The 18,519-nt window shown below is 71.0% G+C and carries 19 protein-coding genes; 6 read left to right on the forward strand and 13 right to left on the reverse strand.

All coding sequences use genetic code 11. The features are described from left to right. Positions 1 to 17 precede the first annotated feature (17 nt). On the forward strand, positions 18 to 848 hold the full coding sequence (locus ABZX11_RS41200) for an SAM-dependent methyltransferase (protein ID WP_354923839.1): 831 nt from the start codon (positions 18 to 20) through the stop codon (positions 846 to 848). On the opposite strand, the gene ABZX11_RS41205 is transcribed toward ABZX11_RS41200, so the two are convergent. The 6 genes from ABZX11_RS41205 to xerD form a co-directional block, all read right to left on the reverse strand. After that, positions 827 to 1,579 (reverse strand): pseudouridine synthase, encoded by a 753-nt coding sequence (locus tag ABZX11_RS41205; RefSeq protein WP_176171269.1) that lies wholly within the window; start codon positions 1,577 to 1,579, stop codon positions 827 to 829. The two genes, ABZX11_RS41200 and ABZX11_RS41205, sit on opposite strands and share 22 nt — an antisense overlap. Further along, on the reverse strand, positions 1,566 to 2,393 hold the full coding sequence (gene scpB / locus ABZX11_RS41210) for an SMC-Scp complex subunit ScpB (RefSeq protein ID WP_354923841.1): 828 nt from the start codon (positions 2,391 to 2,393) through the stop codon (positions 1,566 to 1,568). The genes ABZX11_RS41205 and scpB overlap by 14 nt, the downstream gene beginning before the upstream one ends. Then, positions 2,390 to 3,286: a segregation/condensation protein A gene (locus tag ABZX11_RS41215; RefSeq protein WP_176171271.1), complete on the reverse strand. Its 897-nt coding sequence runs from the start codon at positions 3,284 to 3,286 to the stop codon at positions 2,390 to 2,392. The genes scpB and ABZX11_RS41215 overlap by 4 nt, the downstream gene beginning before the upstream one ends. Then, entirely contained in the window at positions 3,286 to 3,699 is a 414-nt protein-coding gene (locus tag ABZX11_RS41220) for a cobyrinic acid a,c-diamide synthase (protein WP_176171272.1), read from the reverse strand. Before ABZX11_RS41220 ends, ABZX11_RS41215 begins: the two co-directional genes overlap by 1 nt. After that, positions 3,696 to 4,667: a ParA family protein gene (locus tag ABZX11_RS41225; protein WP_176171273.1), complete on the reverse strand. Its 972-nt coding sequence runs from the start codon at positions 4,665 to 4,667 to the stop codon at positions 3,696 to 3,698. Before ABZX11_RS41225 ends, ABZX11_RS41220 begins: the two co-directional genes overlap by 4 nt. A 146-nt stretch (positions 4,668 to 4,813) precedes the next feature. Next, positions 4,814 to 5,716 (reverse strand): site-specific tyrosine recombinase XerD, encoded by a 903-nt coding sequence (gene xerD, locus ABZX11_RS41230; RefSeq protein ID WP_354923866.1) that lies wholly within the window; start codon positions 5,714 to 5,716, stop codon positions 4,814 to 4,816. 93 nt (positions 5,717 to 5,809) lie between these two features. Here xerD and ABZX11_RS41235 point away from each other — a divergent pair, with 93 nt between their 5' ends. Then, positions 5,810 to 6,313: a DUF1707 domain-containing protein gene (locus tag ABZX11_RS41235; RefSeq protein ID WP_176171274.1), complete on the forward strand. Its 504-nt coding sequence runs from the start codon at positions 5,810 to 5,812 to the stop codon at positions 6,311 to 6,313. A gap of 20 nt (positions 6,314 to 6,333) precedes the next feature. Here the strand turns inward: ABZX11_RS41235 and ABZX11_RS41240 are convergent, their stop codons facing one another. The 5 genes from ABZX11_RS41240 to ABZX11_RS41260 all read right to left on the reverse strand — a co-directional run bounded on the left by ABZX11_RS41240 (position 6,334) and on the right by ABZX11_RS41260 (position 12,173). After that, complete coding sequence (locus tag ABZX11_RS41240; protein ID WP_354923844.1) at positions 6,334 to 6,963, reverse strand: NUDIX hydrolase; 630 nt, start codon at positions 6,961 to 6,963, stop codon at positions 6,334 to 6,336. Further along, positions 6,960 to 8,660 (reverse strand): CTP synthase, encoded by a 1,701-nt coding sequence (locus tag ABZX11_RS41245; RefSeq protein ID WP_354923846.1) that lies wholly within the window; start codon positions 8,658 to 8,660, stop codon positions 6,960 to 6,962. The genes ABZX11_RS41240 and ABZX11_RS41245 overlap by 4 nt, the downstream gene beginning before the upstream one ends. 89 nt (positions 8,661 to 8,749) lie before the next feature. Continuing rightward, positions 8,750 to 9,910: an acyltransferase gene (locus ABZX11_RS41250; RefSeq protein WP_354923848.1), complete on the reverse strand. Its 1,161-nt coding sequence runs from the start codon at positions 9,908 to 9,910 to the stop codon at positions 8,750 to 8,752. Positions 9,911 to 10,144: 234 nt separating this feature from the next. Beyond that, positions 10,145 to 11,341, reverse strand: a complete 1,197-nt coding sequence (locus ABZX11_RS41255) for a peptidase S8 (RefSeq protein ID WP_354923850.1) — start codon at positions 11,339 to 11,341, stop codon at positions 10,145 to 10,147. Between the two features lie 163 nt (positions 11,342 to 11,504). Beyond that, complete coding sequence (locus tag ABZX11_RS41260; protein ID WP_354923852.1) at positions 11,505 to 12,173, reverse strand: GntR family transcriptional regulator; 669 nt, start codon at positions 12,171 to 12,173, stop codon at positions 11,505 to 11,507. 148 nt (positions 12,174 to 12,321) lie between these two features. On the opposite strand from ABZX11_RS41260, the gene ABZX11_RS41265 reads away from it, so the two are divergent. From ABZX11_RS41265 to ABZX11_RS41280, 4 genes are all read left to right on the forward strand, one after another. After that, positions 12,322 to 13,743, forward strand: coding sequence for an NCS1 family nucleobase:cation symporter-1 (locus tag ABZX11_RS41265; protein ID WP_176171279.1), 1,422 nt, complete (start codon positions 12,322 to 12,324; stop codon positions 13,741 to 13,743). Beyond that, a complete protein-coding gene (locus tag ABZX11_RS41270) occupies positions 13,740 to 14,447 on the forward strand; it encodes an aspartate/glutamate racemase family protein (RefSeq protein WP_354923854.1) in 708 nt (235 codons plus the stop codon). The genes ABZX11_RS41265 and ABZX11_RS41270 overlap by 4 nt, the downstream gene beginning before the upstream one ends. A 91-nt stretch (positions 14,448 to 14,538) precedes the next feature. After that, positions 14,539 to 15,801, forward strand: coding sequence for an alginate lyase family protein (locus ABZX11_RS41275; RefSeq protein WP_354923856.1), 1,263 nt, complete (start codon positions 14,539 to 14,541; stop codon positions 15,799 to 15,801). Between the two features lie 98 nt (positions 15,802 to 15,899). Then, positions 15,900 to 16,322, forward strand: coding sequence for a peptidase inhibitor family I36 protein (locus ABZX11_RS41280; RefSeq protein WP_254896840.1), 423 nt, complete (start codon positions 15,900 to 15,902; stop codon positions 16,320 to 16,322). Positions 16,323 to 16,338: 16 nt separating this feature from the next. On the opposite strand, the gene ABZX11_RS41285 is transcribed toward ABZX11_RS41280, so the two are convergent. Then, on the reverse strand, positions 16,339 to 17,289 hold the full coding sequence (locus ABZX11_RS41285; protein WP_176171283.1) for a copper transporter: 951 nt from the start codon (positions 17,287 to 17,289) through the stop codon (positions 16,339 to 16,341). Then, a complete protein-coding gene (steA, locus tag ABZX11_RS41290; protein ID WP_176177791.1) occupies positions 17,286 to 18,470 on the reverse strand; it encodes a putative cytokinetic ring protein SteA in 1,185 nt (394 codons plus the stop codon). Before steA ends, ABZX11_RS41285 begins: the two co-directional genes overlap by 4 nt. Positions 18,471 to 18,519: the final 49 nt, after the last annotated feature.

The raw sequence follows: 18,519 nt of genomic DNA on the forward strand, positions 1-18,519 counted from the left end.
GGCGTACGTTGGGAAGCGTGCCGGACTCCCTGCCCGCCGTGAGCGTCACCGCCGTCGGTGTCGCCGCCCTGCGCGCGTACGAAAGCCGCCGCCCGGATCGCCTGTTCGACGACCCGTACGCGGCCGCGTTCCACGCCGCAGGGAGCTCGCTCCTGCCGGTCGCGCCGGGCGAGACCCCGCAGGACGGCCTCGGCGCGCTCTTCGCCCGGCAGGTGGCGATCCGCACCCGCTTCTACGACGACTACCTGCTGGCCGCCGGGTGCGCGCAGGTCGTGGTGCTCGCCGCGGGCCTCGACGCCCGCGCCTTCCGGCTCGCCTGGCCGCCGGGCGTGCGGCTGTTCGAGCTCGACCTGCCCGAGGTCCTCGCGTTCAAGGACGAAGTGCTGGCCCGGCAGGACGCCGTGCCGTCGTGCGAGCGCGTGGTGGTCCCGGCCGACCTGCGCGACGACTGGGCGGCGGCCCTGCGGGCAGCCGGGTTCGATTCCGGCACGCCGACCGCATGGCTGGCCGAAGGCTTGCTGGTCTACCTGTCCCGCGAAGAAGCCGAAGCGCTGCTCTCGACGGTGACCGAGCTGTCCGCGCCGGGCAGCCGGGTGTCGTTCGAACACCGGTCGGCCCGAACGCGGGACGGCCTGCTTGCCCGGGCCAAGGCCACCCCGGGCGCCGAGCGCGTCACCCGGCTGTGGCTGGGCGGCCTCGGCGGTGAGGCGCCGGAGTGGCTGCGCGGCCACGGCTGGACACCCACCGTCGTGTCGCACGCCGAACTGGCGGTGAAGTACGACCGTCCGGGCGACGAGACGCTCGACGGTTTCCTCACCGCCGTGTTTCAGAGCTCGACGTTGCGGTAGAGCGCCCCGACCTCGGTCTTCGTCAGCCGCCGGATCGAGCCGACGCGCTGGTTGCCGAGCTGGACGTCGCCGACCGCGGTGCGGACCAGCTTGAGCACCGGGTGCCCGGTGTCCTTGAGCAGGCGGCGCACGATGTGCTTCTTGCCCTCGTGGATCACCAGCTCGACCAGCGACTTGCCGGAGTGCATGTCCTTGACCCGGAACTGGTCGACCTTGACGATGCCGTCCGGCAGCTCCCAGCCGTTGCGCAGCTCCTTGCCGAGCCCGCGCGGCACCAGGCCGTCGACCTCGGCGAGGTAGGTCTTGAGCACCCGGTACGACGGGTGCATCAGCCGGTGCCCGAGGTCGCCGTCGTTGGTCAGCAGCAGCAGGCCCTCGGTGTTCTCGTCGAGCCGCCCGACGTGCACGACGCCGGGGGTCTCCTCGTAGCGGCCGCGCAGGTAGTCGCCGACGCAGGGGCGGCCGCGGTCGTCCGACATCGTCGAGTGCACGCCCTTGGGCTTGTTCAGGGCGAGGTAGATGAGGTCGTCGCGCAGGTTCACCCGGGTGCCGTCGACGTGGATGATCGCCTCGTCGGGGTGCACGCGGCGGCCCAGCTCGGTGACGACCTCGCCGTCCACCTCGACCCGGCCGGCGACGATCAGGTCCTCCGCCGCGCGCCGGGAGGCGACCCCGGCCTGCGACAGCACCTTCTGCAGCCGGACGCCGTCGGGGTGTTCACTGGATGTCATCGATGGTGTCCACTTCGGGTAGCAGCGGAGCGATCGGGGGCAGGTCGTTCAGTGACGACAGCCCCAGTCGCTCCAGGAACAGCTCGGTCGTCACGTACAGCGTGCCGGTCGTCTCGGGATCGGTCCCCATCTCTTCGATGAGGCCGCGCGCGAGCAGCGTCCGGATCACGCCGTCCACGTTCACGCCCCGCACCGCGGCCACCCGCGCGCGGGTCACCGGCTGCCGGTACGCGATCACGGCGAGGCTCTCCAGCGCGGCCCTGGTCAGCTTCGACCGCTGGCCGTCCAGCAGGAGCTTCTCCACGAACGGGGCGTAGACGTCCCTAGTGTAGAACCGCCACCCTTCGCCGACGCGCCGCAGGTCGATCCCGGAGTTCCGGTCGGTGAACTTCTGCGCCATGGTGCGCAGCGCGACGACGATCCGCGACTTGGGCTGGCCGAGGGTGTCGGCCAGGAGTTCTTCGCCCGCCGGGGAGTCGACGATGAGCAGGAGCGCCTCGAGGGCGGACTCCAGGTCCTCGTCGGAGGTGACATCCGGCATGGCGTCGGCATCACCGGCGGCGACCAGGTCGGACTCCGGATCGGCGGGGTCAGGATCGGCAGGCGCCGCCTCTTCCGCGACCAGCGGCTCCACCGGCTCGCCGTCTTCGGTCACCGGCTCGCCGGACAGGGCCTCGTCGAGCACGAGCTCCGCCGCGGCCTCCGTCGGCTCGCCCGCGGGCGGCTCCACCGGCTCCGGTGCTTCGACCCCGGCTGCCGGCTCGTCGGCCGGGACCTCCGGTGCCTCGGCCTGCTCGTTGTTCTCCGGGCTCACCCGTACTCCTCTTCGTCTCCGAACGCGCGGTCGAGCTCGGCCGCCGCGGAGGCTTCTTCCTTCGAGCCGCCCGTCCAGCGGACGTGCAGCTCGGCCAGTGCCTCGCTCTGCTCGAACTGGACCGTCGCCTCGCGGTAGAGCTCCAGCAGCGCCAGGAAGCGCGCCACGATCTCCACCGTGTGCTCGCAGTCGTCGACCAGCTCGCCGAACGTCGCCTGCCCGCGCTCGGCCAGCATCACCCGCAGGATCGCCGCGTGCTCGCGCACCGAGATCCGGCCCATGTGGATGTGGGCGATCGAGACCGTCGGCGGCGGCTTCGGCCGGAACACCGCCACCGCGATGTCGGCGAACTTCTGCGGCGTGACGCCCAGCATCACCTCGGGCAGCAGCCCGACGAACCGCTCCTCCAGCGCCACCGACCGCGGGTACCGCCGCAGCGCGTTCTGCTCCAGCTCGCCGAACAGCGCCGCCACCTGCTTGTACGCGCGGTACTGCAGGATCCGCGCGAACAGCAGGTCACGGGCTTCGAGCAGCGCGAGGTCGTCTTCGCTCTCCACCTCGGCCGACGGCAGCAGCCGCGCCGCCTTCAGGTCCAGCAGCGTGGCCGCGATGACCAGGAACTCCGTCGTCTCGTCGAGGTTCCAGTCGCTGCCGAGCGCGCGCGTGTACGCGATGAAGTCGTCGGTGACCCGGTGCAACGCCACTTCGGTGACGTCGAGCTGGTGCTGCGAAATCAGCTGCAGCAGCAGGTCGAACGGGCCCTCGAAGTTCGCCAGCCGCACCTTGAACTTCGACGTGCTCAGCTCTTCGGTGTCGACGCCTTCGGGGATCATCCCGCCGTGCACGGTCTGGTGCTCTTCGGGGACCTCCGGAGCCGGTTCCGGCTCGTCCATCAGCCCTCGGTTTCGCCGCCGTCTGAGCCGACCACCCGCAGCCGCTGCACCAGCACCGATTCGTCGCCGTGCTGGTCGAAGTCGGCCAGCAGCACCGCCACGGCCTCGCGGACCAGCCGGCCCCGGTCGACGACCAGGTCGTGCTTCGCGCGCAGCGTCAGCCGGGCCTGCTCCATCGCGACCAGCTCGTCACCGGAGACGTACACGGTGATCTTCGCGTCGTGCTTGGTCCGGCCGGACCCGTGCGGGGCCGCGCTGCGGGCGAGCTGGTCGGTGCGGCCGTCGCCCGCGGGCTTGGGCTGCTCGGCGGGCTCGGCCGGTGCGGGCGGGGCCTGGGGAGGGAGATCGAGGGCGGGACTGGAGGTGATCCTGAAGAGTTCCGACGCTCCGGGCAGGGAAGCGCGCCTGCTCACCGAGCGATCACCTCGCGGGCCAGCTGGCGGTACGCCGCCGCGCCGGCCGACTTGGGCGCCCAGGTCGTGATCGGCTCACCCGCGACCGTCGTCTCGGGGAACCGCACGGTGCGGTTGATGACCGTGTCGAACACGGTCTCGCCGAATGCCTCCACCACGCGAGCCATGACCTCCTTCGAATGCAGGGTTCTCGGGTCGTACATGGTGGCGAGAATCCCGACTATGTCCAGTTTGGGGTTGAGGCGTTCCTGCACCTTCTCGATGGTGTCGATCAGGAGGGCGACGCCTCGCAGACTGAAGAACTCGCACTCCAGCGGGATGATCACGCCGTCCGCGGCGGTCAGCGCGTTCACCGTGAGCAGGCCGAGCGAGGGCTGGCAGTCGACAAGAACATAGTCGTAGTCGTTCATGACCGGACGAAGGACCCGTAACAACGTGTGCTCGCGCCCTACCTCGGCGACGAGCTGGACCTCCGCCGCGGACAGGTCGATGTTGCTCGGCAGCAGGTCAACGCCGTCGACGCGGGTTTTCATGAGCACGTCGGTGGCGCTGACCGAGCGCTCCATGATGGCGTTGTAGACCGTCTGGTCCAGCTCGTGCGGCTGGATGCCGAGGCCGACGGCGAGCGCGCCCTGCGGGTCGAAGTCGACCAGCAGCACCTTGCGCCCGTACTCGGCGAGGGCGGCACCCAGGTTGATGGTCGACGTCGTCTTGCCGACGCCGCCCTTCTGGTTGCACATCGCCATGATCTTGGCCGGGCCGTGCTTCTCCAGCGGCGCCGGATCGGGGTGCTCGCGGATCGGGCGGCCGGTCGGCCCGATGCCCTCGAGCTTCACCTTCTTGCCGTTGCGCTCGGCCGCTTCGTCGCCGTCGTGATCGGTGGGTGTCGCGATGGTGACCTGGCTGAGGTTCGCCGCCGCCGACCCGGCGGACTCGGCCGGGACGGCCGGCTGGTTCGGTGTCGACATGGCGAGAAGGCTCCTTGTTCGTCGCGTCCGCCGCAGCCTATGTCCGGAGTCGGAGCCCCGGCAAAGCAACGCGCCGGACTCGACGGGGCAATGTCACTCGACCGTCGGTGCAGGCTACGAAGGCTGTTCGCCGTTTATAGGGCCGTCTAGCCCAAAGCCCGCGGGTGCGCCGTGGCGTACACCTCGCGCAGGGTGTTGACCGTGACCAGCGTGTACACCTGGGTCGTCGTCACCGACGCGTGGCCGAGGAGTTCCTGGACGACGCGGACGTCGGCGCCGCCTTCGAGCAGGTGCGTGGCGAAGGAGTGGCGGAGCGTGTGCGGCGACACCGCGGCCTTGATGCCCGCGCGCTCGGCGGTGTCCTTGAGGACCTGCCACGCGCTCTGCCGCGACAGCCGGCTGCCGCGGGCGTTGAGGAACAGCGCCGCCGTGCCGCGGCCGTGCGCGGCGAGCGCCGGGCGGGCGCGGACGGTGTAGGCGTGCAGCGCGGCGAGCGCGGGACGGCCGATCGGCACCAGCCGCTGCTTGCCGCCCTTGCCGTCGAGCAGCACCGTGCGCTCGCCGTCGTCGACGTCGTCGACGTCGAGGCCGACCGCCTCGGAGATCCGGGCCCCGGTCGAGTAGAGCAGCTCCAGCAGCGCCCGGTCGCGCAGCGGGCGCTCGCCGTCCGGCGGCGGCGTCTCCAGCAGGCGCAGCACGTCGCCGACCGGCAGTGCCTTGGGCAGCCGCTTCGCCGGTGTCGGCGGCCGGACCTCGCGGGCCGGGTTGTGCTCGGTGAGGCCCTCGGCGTGCGCGAACTTGTGCAGGCCCCGCACGGCGACCAGGGCGCGGGCGGCCGAAGACGCGGCGAGCGGCTTGTGCTCGTCGTCGCCCTCGCGCAGGGCGGCGCCGAAGGCGGTGACGTGCGCGGACGTGACGTCGGCGATCTTCGCCACGCCGAGGCCGTCCAGGTGTGCGGCGTACCGGCGCAGGTCGCGGGCGTAGCTGTCCAGGGTGTTGCGCGCGGTCCCGCGTTCGACGACCAGGTGGTCGAGGTACGCGGCGATCACGCCGTCCGTGCTGCCCGGGGCTGCCACGCCGTCACCTTAGGCCGCCGGGCGCTCGTGACCCGGCAGAAACCCCGTTCGGCTACCGTGGATCCCATGGGGTCGGAGGAGCTCCGCATCGGCACGGCCGAGCGGGAAGAGGCGGCGAGGCTGCTCGCCGACCACTTCGGCATGGGCCGCATCACCCCGGACGAGTACGAGTCACGGGTGACCGACGCCTACGCGGCGACCACGCTGGGCGAGCTGCGGCCGCTGTTCCGCGACCTCCCCCACCCGCACCCCGGCTTCTTCGGGCCGCCGCCGGGCCCGATGCCGATGCCGGCGCAGCACGTGTACGCGCCGCCCTCGATGCCCTTTCCGATGCCCTACGGGCCGCCGCCCGTGGTGTACTCGCACCGGTCGAAGACGGTGGCCGGGGTGCTGCAGATCGTGCTGCCCTTCGGCGTCGGCCGGTTCTACACCGGCCAGACCGGCCTGGGCATCGCCCAGCTCTTCGCCACCTTCTGCACCGGCGTCGGCATCTTCTGGCCGATCATCGACGGCATCGTGCTGCTGGTCAACGGCGGGACGGACGCCGAAGGCCGCCCGCTGCGCCCCTGAGCGGGGCGCAGCGGGACAGCTCAGGCTTCCTTGCGCTTGGCGAACGCGGTCGGGCGGTCCTCCCACGGCGCGTCCGCCGGCCGGGCCGGCGCCGCGCCGGTGAGGACCGCGTGCGCGGCCAGCACACCGGACACCGTGGCGCCGTTGACCAGCTCGCCGGCCAGGGCCATCCGGACCGCCTCGGCGAGCGGGAACTTGCGGATGACCAGGTCCGCCTCCTCCTCGCCGAGCACGTTCCGGTCCACATCGGACAGCCCGCGGGCCAGGAAGACCCGGACGACCTCGTCGGTGAACCCGGGCGACGCCGCGACGTCGACCAGGGTCACCCAGTCCGCCGCGGCCAGGCCGGCCTCCTCGACCAGCTCGCGCTTGGCCGTCCCGACCGGGTCCTCGCCGAGGTGGTCGATCAGGCCGGCGGGCAGCTCCCAGAGCCGGTGCCCGATCGGGTGCCGGTACTGGTGGATGAGCGTGACCTGCTGCTCGTCGTCCAGCGCGACGATCGCCACCGCGCCGAGGTGCTCGATCACCTCGCGGACCGCGGTGTTGCCGTCCGGCATCACGACGTCGTCGATGCGCAGGCCGACGACGCGTCCGATGTGGACGTCGCGGCTGGACGCGACGCTGAACTCGTGCTCGCCCGGCGCGGTCACCGGGCCGCCACCGGGGCCTCGGGCAGCTCGACCGGCAGCCGCTCGGCGACCTTGCGGTCCACGACGGCCTTGACGAACGCGCTGAACAGCGGGTGCGGCCGGGTCGGGCGGCTCTTGAGTTCGGGGTGCGCCTGCGTGCCGACGAAGAACGGGTGCTTGTCGGCGGGCAGCTCGACGAACTCGACCAGGCGGTCGTCGGGCGAGGTGCCCGAGAACACGAGGCCCGCGTCCGAGAGCTGCTTGCGGTAGGCGTTGTTGACCTCGTAGCGGTGCCGGTGCCGCTCGGACACCTCGGTGCTGCCGTAGGCCTTCGCGACCTGCGAGCCCGGCTTGAGCTTCGCCGGGTATGCGCCCAGGCGCATGGTGCCGCCCATATCCCGCTCGCCCGCGACGACGTCGCGCTGGTCGGCCATGGTCGAGATCACCGGGTGCTTGGTGTTCTCGTCGAACTCCGACGAGCCGGCGTCGGTGATGCCGGCCAGGTGCCGGGCCGCCTCGATGACCATGCACTGCAGGCCGAGGCACAGGCCGAGCAGCGGGACGCCGCGGGTGCGGGCGTACTCGATCGCGCCGACCTTGCCCTCGATGCCGCGGATGCCGAACCCGCCCGGGATCAGCACACCGTCCACATCGGACAGCACGGACGCAGCGCCGGACGCGGTCTGCGCGTCGTCGGAGGCCACCCAGACGATCTCGACCTTGGCGCGGTGGGCGAACCCGCCCGCACGCAGGGCCTCGGTGACCGAGAGGTAGGCGTCCGGCAGGTCGATGTACTTGCCGACGACGGCGATCCGCACGACCTCGCTCGGGTTGTGCACGCGGTCGAGCAGGTCGCCCCACACCGTCCAGTCGACGTCGCGGAACGGCAGCCCGAGGCGGCGGACGACGTAGGCGTCGAGCGCCTCGCCGTGCAGCACCTTCGGGATGTCGTAGATGGACCGCGCGTCCGGGCAGGCGATGACGGCCTCGGTGTCCACGTCGCACATCAGGCCGATCTTGCGCTTGAGGTCCTCCGGGATCTCCCGGTCGGCCCGGCAGACCAGCGCGTCCGGCTGGATACCGATGTTGCGCAGCGCGGCGACCGAGTGCTGGGTCGGCTTCGTCTTCAGCTCGCCCGACGGCGCCAGGTACGGCACCAGCGAGACGTGCAGGAAGAAGCAGTGGTCGCGGCCGACGTCGTGGCGGACCTGGCGGCAGGCCTCCAGGAACGGCAGGGACTCGATGTCGCCGACCGTGCCGCCGACCTCGGTGATGACGACGTCCGGCGACTGGCCGGTCTCGTCCGGCCCGGCGGCCGCGGTGATCCGGGCCTTGATCTCGTCGGTGATGTGCGGGATGACCTGCACGGTGTCGCCGAGGTACTCGCCGCGGCGCTCCTTGGCGATCACCTCGGAGTAGACCTGGCCGGTGGTGACGTTGGCCTTGCCGTCGAGATCGCGGTCGAGGAACCGCTCGTAGTGGCCGATGTCGAGGTCGGTCTCGGCGCCGTCGTCGGTGACGAACACCTCACCGTGCTGGAACGGGTTCATCGTCCCGGGGTCGACGTTGAGATAGGGGTCGAGCTTCTGCATCGTGACGCGAAGCCCGCGCGCGGTAAGGAGCTGACCGAGGCTGGAAGCCGTGAGTCCCTTACCCAGAGAGGAGGCGACGCCTCCGGTGACAAAGACGTACTTGGTTGCCCGTGACTGAAGTCCCACGGGCCGCCAGCATATCCCACTCCTGCGGATCCGCGCGCTGTGACTCGCCCCAAGCTCCGGATATGACTCCCGCCACCCGCCCGGGTGAGTCAAGCCGCGGCCTTCGCCGGCGTCAGCCGGGGCCGTCCGGTGAGCGCCCGGCTGCCGGGCAGCCGCCGCAGCACCTCCACGATCAGGACGGTGAGCACGATCGTCGCCACGTAGATGATGATGCTCAGCCACGGCGCGCCGAACCGCTCCGCGACGTGCGGGATCGCCGGCCCGAGCAGCGCCAGCGCGAGCGGGTGCACCAGGAAGATGCTGAAAGACCGGTTCGCCGCCCACGAGACCACCCGGGCCCCGCGGCTGCCTTCCCGGCGGCGGGCCGCCCACCGGGTGGCGAACGCGTAGATCGCCACGATCACGGTGAGGAACCACGGGATCAGGTACGGCTGGAACGGGTCGCTGGCCACCTGCGGGAACGTTCCACTGTGGACCGTCCGGAAGTAGAACCACTCGGTGCCGGCGAGCACGACGACGAACAGGCAGGCGAGGAGCAGCCGGTGCCGTCCCGCCCAGGCGTGCACGGTCTCGAAGTGCATGGCCACCACGGCGCCGAACAGCGTGTAGAACTGGTACGGCAGGATCGTGCCGTACAGGTGGGTGATCGTCTCGTAGCTCACGCCGAGCGGCTGGTAGGTCATGAACAGCGTCACGCCGACCTGCACCAGCCCGCTGCCGAGCAGCAGCCACCCGTGCTTGCCCTCGGTCGCCCGCAGCAGCTTCATCAGCACCGGGAACAGCAGGTAGACCTGCATCGTCACGAGCAGGAAGTACAGGTGGTACCAGGCGCCGCCGGTGACGAGGTCCTTGAGCAGCAGGCGCATCGACGCCTCGAGCGAGCCCGGCTGCTGCTGCCCGGTGACCAGCGAGTACGCCCAGAAGAACATCGACCACGCGAGGTAGGGCGTCGCGACCAGCGGGAGCCGCCGCCGCCAGAAGTCGCCCGCGGTGAACTCGCGGCGGCGGTTCTGGAACACGAGCACGAACCCGGTGAGCGCGAAGAAGGCCTCGCGGGTGAAGTGCAGCGGCGTCTCGACGGCGTTGGCGCCGACGTCCTGCGCGAAGTTCGTCGCGCCCACCACGTGGATGAGGATGACGCAGGCGAAGGTGACCAACCGGAAGAGGTCGATCTGGTGGAGGTAGGGCGCTTTGCCGCCCGGTCTCGTACCGCGGGCGGGGGCCTCGAGCGTGGCCTGGGCAGTCGTCATCGTGCCGCCGTTCCGGCACCGTCGTCGGCGTGGTTCACGTTGTCAGACTTGCCACCCATTCTGTGAATTTCCCATGAAGCCGCTGGGAGGCGCCTGTTGGCGGGGCTTCTCTGGCGTGTCGGATATGCCACTCCCGCTGGGAATGCACGACTACGGTGATCATGTTAATGCTCAGCGTGAGGGGCCACCACCCGGGCGGCGCCGCGCCCGGGTGGTGGCCCCTGGTAACGAAAATCAGAAGGCGGCGGCCCCGTTCGGAGTACCGAGGCCGGTCGGGCCGTCGTACCCGGTCACGGCGGTGCAGAGGTAGCCACCGCCGCACGAGCCGTTGCTGCCGCCGCTCACATCGTTGAGCGACGATGTGTGCGAGTACACAGTGTTCGCCCCCGTGACACCACTGACACCACCCAGTGCGTAGACGCCGCCGACGACCGGCGCCGCCACGCTGGTGCCGCCGAACACCAGCCAGCCGGAGCGGCCTTGGTAGGCCGTGCTGTCGTAGACGGCGACGCCGGTGGCCGGGTCGGCGACGGCGCTCACGTCGGCCACCGTCCGCTTGCCGCAGCCGCTGTCGGTCTGCCACGCCGGCTTGGTGATGTAGGCGGAGCAGCCGCTGCCCGCGCCGCTCCACGCCGTCTCGCTCCAGCCACGAGCGTTCGACGCCTTCTTCAGGCTGGTGCCGCCGACCGCGGTGACGTACCGGGACGCTGCCGGGAACTCGACGCCGTAGCCGGAGTCGCCGGAGCTGACCGTGATCGCGACGCCCGGGTGGTTGAAGTACTGCCCTTCGGAGCTCGCCTCGCCGGAGAACTCGCCGCCGCCGTAGCTGTTGCTGACGACTTCGGCACCGAGCCGGACCGCGGTGTTCACCGCGGTGCCGAGGTTGGCGAAGCTCGACGAGGTGCCCTCGACCAGCAGGATGTTGCACTTCGGGCAGATCGCCGACGCCATGTCGAGGTCGAGGGAGATCTCCTGGGCCCAGCCGCCGTCCTTGCGCGGGTAGCCGGTCCCGCCGCTCTGGTCCGCCTTGGCGAAGCAGGCGGTGGTGCTCGCGTTGATCGACGACGGCGTGCAGGACGCGAGCGCGGGGATGCCGTACTGGGCGCGGTAGACGTTGACGTCGGCGAAGGCGGTCGGGGCGTCGTAGGCGTCCACGATGGCGATCGTGCGTCCGGCGCCCGCGCTGCCCGCGAGTGAACCGAGGTTGTACGCCGAGAGCAGGTCGGCCGGGCCGAGCCCGGACGGCGTGGCGGCCGCGGCGAAGGCGGTGACGTCATCGGTGTTGAGCCAGGCGTTGCAGGCCGCGAACCCGGCCGGCGCGACCGAGCAGACGCGCTGGGCGTGGCCGTGGGCGGCGGGTGCCGCCTCGGCGACGCCGGTGACGGTCAGGGCGAGGGTGAAGGCGGCGGCCAGTACTGGTGCACTACGCACGGTGAACCTCCCGGACGGCGGGGATCCCGGTCGGCGAGACCGGTGAACGAAGACCGTAAGCAGCCGTTCGGCGGCGTGACACCGACCGAAGTCGGGTCGCCGCTGGTGCGAATGGCTGAAAAACCGGGCGCGGGTGCGCATTCCCCGGCAAAGGGGACGGCACTCAGCCCGCGGGTCGCTCACCGGGTTCTGCATCGAAAAGGGAACGCAGTGTCACCTCACGGTTCACCCGCACGTGTTCCACCGCGGACGCCTTGGCCCGCTCCGCATCCCCCGACGCGATCGCTTCGTAGAGCCGCCGGTGCTCGTCCAGCAGCTCGGCCCAGTGTTCGTTCTGGCTCGTGAGCCAGCGCAGCCGGCCCTCGAGGGGCTGCAGCATCGTGGTCAGCAGGGCGTTGCCCGCGATGGCGACGATCTCGTCGTGGAAGCGCGAGTTGAGCACGGTGATCCGGGCGGCGTCGCCGCGGGCCGTCGCGCGGGCGGCGTCGGCGAGGGCACGCTCCAGCCGTTTGAGCTCCGCCGCGCTCGCGCGGGACGCCGCCAGCCCGGCGGCCAGGCCTTCCAGCGCCTCGCGGACGTCGAACAGCTCCTCGACGTCGACCCGGGCGAGCTGCCGGACGACCACCCGCCGTGGCGACTGGACGACGAGGAACCCCTCGGCCTCCAGGCTGCGGATGGCCTCGCGGACCGGCACCCGGGAGACGCCGAGGTCCTCGGCCAGCTCGCGCTCGACCAGCCGGTCGCCCGGGCGGAGCCGTCCGGTCAGGATCCGCTCGCGCAGCTCCTCGCGAACCCGCTGCCGGGTGGCCGCGAGGGGTTGCCGCTCGTTCACCGCGCCCCTCCTTCAACACCGCCGTAACCGGCCGTAACACGAGTTTATCGGCCGGAGGGTTGACTCCGCCCGACCACGGGGCGATATTTGGGATTCCAAAGTTTGGTATCCCAAATCGCCGTGCTGCCACGTCGATCGGAGGGCCCGCATGACCGCCGCCCCGCTCACCGCATCCTCTCAAGAGACGACTCCGCCGCCCGATCCCCGCCTCTGGAACGAGGACCTCGCCCCGGCCGAGGAACGCCGGTGGAAGGTCTACGACATCTTCGCGCTGTGGATGTCCGACGTGCACAACCTCGGCAACTACACCTTCGCCGCCGGCCTGTTCGTGCTCGGGCTCTCGGCCTGGCAGGTGTTCACCGCGCTGCTGTTCGGCTTCATCATCATCTACATCGGCATGAACCTGATGGGCCGGATCGGCCAGCGCACCGGCGTCCCGTTCCCGGTCGTCGCGCGGATCAGCTTCGGCACGTTCGGCGCCAACCTGCCCGCCTTGATCCGGGCGATCATCGCGATCTTCTGGTACGGCATCCAGACCTACCTCGCGAGCGTCGCCATCACGCTGCTCGTGCTCGCCATCGACCCCGGCCTGAAACCGCTGACCGAACACGGGTTCCTCGGCCTGCACGCGCTCGGCTGGATCTGCTTCGTCGCGCTGTGGGCGGTCCAGGCGCTGATCCTGACCCGCGGCATGGAGTCGGTGCGCAAGTTCCAGGACTGGTGCGGCCCGGCGATCTGGGTCGTGATGATCGCCCTCGCCGTCTGGATCCTCGCCGCCGGCCACTGGAACATCTCCTTCACCAGCAGCCCGAAGCAGCTGTCCACCGGGGAGCAGATCCGGCAGTGGTTCGGCGCGGCCGGGCTCATCCTGGCCACCTACGGCACGCTCATGCTCAACTTCTGCGACTTCTCCCGGTTCGCCCCGGACCAGAAGACGGTGAAACGCGGCAACTTCTGGGGCCTGCCGATCAACTCGACGGCGTTCGCGCTGCTGTCGGTGATCGTCACCGCGGGCAGCATGCAGGTCTTCGGCGAGGCCATCACCGACCCGGCCGAGCTGCTGGCCAAGGTGCACAACACGCCGGTGCTGATCGTCGGCGCGCTGACGTTCGCCGTCGCCACCATGGGCGTCAACATCGTCGCGAACTTCGTCTCCCCCGCCTACGACCTGGCCAACATCTGGCCGAAGCGGATCACCTTCACCATCGGCGGGATGATCAGCGCGGTCGCCGCGCTGTGCGTGCTGCCGTGGAAGCTGTACTCCTCGCCGGCGGTGGTCAACTACTTCCTCGGCGGGCTCGGCGCGTTCCTCGGCCCGCTGTTCGGGATCATGATCGTCGACTACTACCTGATCCGGCGGGGCAAGGTCGACGTCGCCCAGCTGTTCGTCGACGGCGGGAGCTACCCGCGGGTGAACCCGCGCGCGCTGGTGACGTTCTTCCCGACCGCGGCGCTGTCCGCCGTCATCGCGCTGGTGCCGTTCTTCGCCCCGGCCGCGCCGTACTCGTGGTTCATCGGCACGGCGTCCTCGGCGGCCCTGTACTTCGCGGTGTCGAGGAAACACCGATGAGGATCGTCGTCACCAACTGCAACACCACCGAAGCGATGACGAAGGAGATCGAAGCCGGGGCCCGCGCGGCCGCGAGCCCCGGCACCGAGATCCTCGCCAGGACCCCGCGCTGGGGGCCGGAGTCGGCCGAGGGCTGGCTGGACAGCTTCCTCTCCGCGGCGGCCGTCCTGGACCTGTTGCGGGGCCTGGACGAACCGTTCGACGCCGTCGTGCTCGCCGGGTTCGGCGAGCACGGCCGCGAGGGCGCCCGCGAACTGCTGGACGTCCCGGTCGTCGACATCACCGAGGCGGCCGCGCACCTGGCCTGCCTGCTCGGCCGGCGCTACGGCGTGGTGACCACTTTGGACCGGACGTGCGGGCTGATCGAGGACAGCCTGCACGCCGCCGGGGTGGCGCAGAACTGCGTCACGGTGACCGGCGCCGGCCTCGGCGTGCTGGAGCTGACCGACGAACGCCGCACGGAATCGGCGTTGCTCACCGCCGGCCGCCGCGCGCGGGACGCCGGGGCCGAGGTGCTGGTGCTCGGCTGCGCCGGGATGACCGGCCTGGACCGGAAGATCGCGACGATGCTGGACATTCCCGTCATCGACGGCGTCGCGGCCGGGATCCGGCTCGCGGAATCCCTGGTGGCGCTGGGGTTGAAGACGAGCCGCGCGGGTTCCTACGCGCGGCCACGGGCCAAGAGGCGCGTCTGGCCCGATTGACACCCGCCGCTCCGCCCGGTCAGAATCCCTGCAGCCGTACCGCCGCCCGGTGACGACGTGGGGATTTTGCCGTCCCCGGAAGGCGGTCGACGTGCGAAGGGTTCTTTGCGCACTGGCGTTGTCGGTGAGCGTGGTGGTCCCGGTGAGCGGGACGGCGGTGGCCGCGTCACCACCGCACACCGTGGTCACCGACGGCGCCAAGCTCGCGAACATCCGGCAGGCGATCCGCGGCGGGCACGCCACCGCCGCCCAGCGTGACGCGCTGAAGGTCGTGCTGGCCAAGGCGGACACCGCGCTCACGGCCGGGCCGTGGTCGGTCATGGACAAGCCGTCCGCGCCGCCGAGCGGCGACAAGCACGACTACACGAGCCAAGCTCCATACTGGTGGGCCAGTCAGCCGAAGACGCCGGAGAACCCGCAGGGCTGCCCGTACGTCAGCAAGGACGGCCAGCGCAACCCGGAGGCCGACGCGATCACCGACCACACCTACCGGATGTGGGCCTGGGACGCGATGTACTACCTCTCGCTCGCCTGGTACTACACCGGCGACGCGAAGTACGCGAAGCGGGCGGCGCTGGACATCCGGACGTGGTTCCTCGACCCGGCCACGAAGATGAACCCGAACATGACGTACTCGCAGATCGTGCCGTGCCGGAACACGGTCAGCGGCACCGGGATCATCGACTCGACGCAGTCGTTCAGCCAGCTGATGGACGCGTTCGCGCTCCTCGACGGCGGCGCGCCGGGCTGGACGGGCAAGGACCGCTCCGGGATCAAGGCGTGGCTCACGCAGTACCTGGGCTGGATGCAGACCAGCCCGCAGGCGAAGCTGGAACTGGCCGCCACCAACAACCACGGCACGTTCCTCGACATGCAGAACGCGGTGATCTCGGCGTACCTGGGTCACCACGACGCCGCTCGCAAGATCGTGCTCGACGCCGAGCAGAAGCGCTTCGGAGTCCAGTTCGCCGCCGACGGCAGCCAGCCGCTGGAGCTGTCGCGCACGATGTCGTGGCACTACGTCAACTTCAACCTGACGGCGTGGGGCCGGCTGGCGGAAGTGGGGAAGAACCTGGGCGTCGACGTCTGGAAGTACCGGGCGCCGAACGGAGTGACGCTGCGGAAGGTGGTCGACCAGCTGATCCCGGCGGCGCTGCACGGCGCACCGGCATGGCCGCACCAGCAGATCGGCGTGTTCGACCAGTCGATCGCGGCGGACATCTTCCACGCGGCGGCCAACGAGGCCCACGACACCGACGCGGCGGCGGCGCTCAAGCAGATGCCGCTGCCCACCGGCGGCGACACGTGGCCGGCGCGGGTGTCCTGCTTCCCACTCGACCCGCCGCTGCGGTAGCCCTCCTCCGATCGGGTGACCAGCATCGGCGGCCCTCAACCGGGATGCCGGCCGGAGCGTGTGGTCACGGCAGGGCACAACCGATTCGGGAGGTCACCGTGAAGAAGCACCTTGTCCGGGCTTTGCTCGCCGTCGGCGCAGCCGTCGCCTCGCTCGCCACGGCCGCACCGGCGGCGAACGCGGCGACGGCCCGCAACGGCGTCTGCGAAACGGGCGAGTTCTGCCTGTACTACGGCCCCGGCGAAACCGGATCCGTCTCGGACTTCAGCGGGTCGATCCCGAACTACGGCAGGACTCAGCCGGACTGCTACGAGTTCAAGACCCCGGGTCTCGCCGGCTACGGGCAGTGCATCAAGAACAACGCCCGATCGGCGAAGAACAACACCACGCGCTACGTCGTGAAGGTCTACTTCAACAGCAACTACGGCGGGTCCAACGTCACCTACAACCCCGGTGGCGCCGGAGACCTGGGCTCCCTCACCCGGGAGAACGCCTCCCACCTGTTCGAGCCGGTCAGCTGAACCGCGCCGGCCGGGATCAGTTGCCGGCCGGTGCGGTGACGCCCGGGGCCGGGGCCTGGGCATTGCCCGCCACGCCGTAGCGGCCCGCGCCGCCGTCGAGCTGTTCCTTCAGGGCCAGCACCGCGCTCACCCGGCCCGCCGAGGTGTCCGCGTTGTCCACTGTGGACAGGATCGACGTCGCCGACGTGTCGGCCCGGACCACGCCCAGCGCGCCGGTGCCGTCCGCGGAACCGGCGTCGCCCGCCAGGACCGTGCCCGCGCCGCTGCGGTCGAGCTGGGTCGCGAACCGGGCGATCGTGGCCGCGCGGTCGCCCGCGCCGTCGCCGGTCGCCTGCGCGCCCGTCAGCACGACGGCCAGCTGGGCGGGCTTGACGTCCTGGCCCGCCTTGACGAACCCGCCGTCGCCGAGCCCGCTCAGCGCCGCCGCCAGTTCCTCGGGCGAGGACTGCGGCTTGGCCGTGGTCTTGTCCAGCAGCAGCACCGAGCCGAGGAGCGCGCCCGCCAGCGTGCCCGAATCGCCCGCGGTCGGGAACTTCGACCCGGCCGGCTGCAGCCGCGTGACGACGTCGCGGAGCTGGTCGGCCTTCTCCGGGTCGGCGAACGCCGAGGTCAGCTGGACCTCGCCGGTCACCGACGCGCCGGACTGGCCGATCAGCTGCTTGAGCGCGTCCCGGTCGGCCGGGCGGGCGTCCTCGGTGGTCACCAGCACCACCGACCGCTTGTCCAGCGCACCGGCGACGACCTTCGGGCCCATCGAGCCGGCGAAGGCGTCGGCGTCGGCCAGCCGGGCGTTGAGCGCGTTGCGCTGCGCCTCGAGGTCGGCGACCTGGCTGCCGAGGTCCTTCTTCTCCCCCGCCAGCCCGGACAGCAGCGTGCCGTTGAGCGCGGTCGAGCCGAGCACGACACCGACGGCCAGCGCGAGGAAGCAGGCGGCGATGGAAACGACGTGGTAGCGCAGCGAAATCACGTGAACAATCCCTTGACCCAGGCGAAGAACGAATTCCAGGTGTGCTTGAGCCAGTCCAGGTAGACCGAGCCGACGTCCGACACCAGCAGGGCCGCGGCGACCACCACGACCGCGGCGAGCACGAGCAGGACCACCGCCCCGATCGACACCCGGTTGCGGTGCAGCGTCGCCACCGCCTTGCCGTCCACGAGCTTGGTGCCGAGCTTCAGCCGGGTCAGGAACGTCGACGGGTTCGAGCCGGACCGGCCGTGGTCGAGGAACTCGCGCAGGGTGGCCTGGAAGCCGACGGTGACGACCAGGCTGGCGCCGTGCGCGTCGGCCAGCAGCAGCGCGAGGTCCTCGGCGTTGCCCGACGCCGGGAACGTCACCGCGCCGATGCCGAGGTCCTGGATCCGCTCGACGCCGGGGGCGTGCCCGTCGGGCTGGGCGGGCACGACGACCTCGGCGCCGCCGCGCAGGGTCGCGGTGCCGATGCCGGTGGGGTCGCCGACGACGACGTCCGGCTGGTAGCCCTGCACCCGCAGGGTGTCGGCGCCCGCGTCGACCCCGATGAGCACCGGCCGGTGCTCGGCGATGTACTTCTTGAGCTTCTTGAGGTCCTCGGCGTGCCCGTTGCCGCCCGCGACGACCAGCACGTGCCGGTCCCGCAGCGCCACCTTGAGCTCGGGGACGCCGACACCGTCGAGGATCAGGGTGCGCTCACGGCGCAGGAACTCGATGGTGTTGGCCGAAAACGCTTCCAGCTGGGTCGACATCCCGGCCTTGGCCTCGATCATCTGGTCGGCGACGCTCTCGGCGGTCTGCGCGATGCCCGAAGCGACCTGCCGCTCGCCGATGTAGACGACGCCGTCGAGCAGCCGCAGCTTCGTGCCGTCCTTGATCGAGCGCAGCAGGTCGCCGCCGACCGAGTCGACGAGCGGGATGCCGGCCGCGACGAGGATCTCCGGGCCCATGTTGGGGAACCGGCCGGAGATCGACGGCGACGCGTTGACCACGCCCGCGACCTCCGCCTCGACCAGGGCGTCGGCCGTCGCACGGTCGAGGTCCAGCTGGTCGAGCACGACGATGTCGCCGGGACTGATCCGGCGCAGCAGCTCCCGGGTGCGGCGGTCGACCCGGGCGACCCCGGTGATCCCCGGCAGGGGTTCCTGATTCCGCGTGAGCAGGCCCGTGAGCTTCATGTGGCCGATGGTGACAAATTTGCTCATGGGACGATGCTCGCCACGCCGT

Source organism: Amycolatopsis sp. NPDC004169, assembly GCF_040610315.1.
Classification (GTDB): Bacteria; Actinomycetota; Actinomycetes; order Mycobacteriales; family Pseudonocardiaceae; genus Amycolatopsis.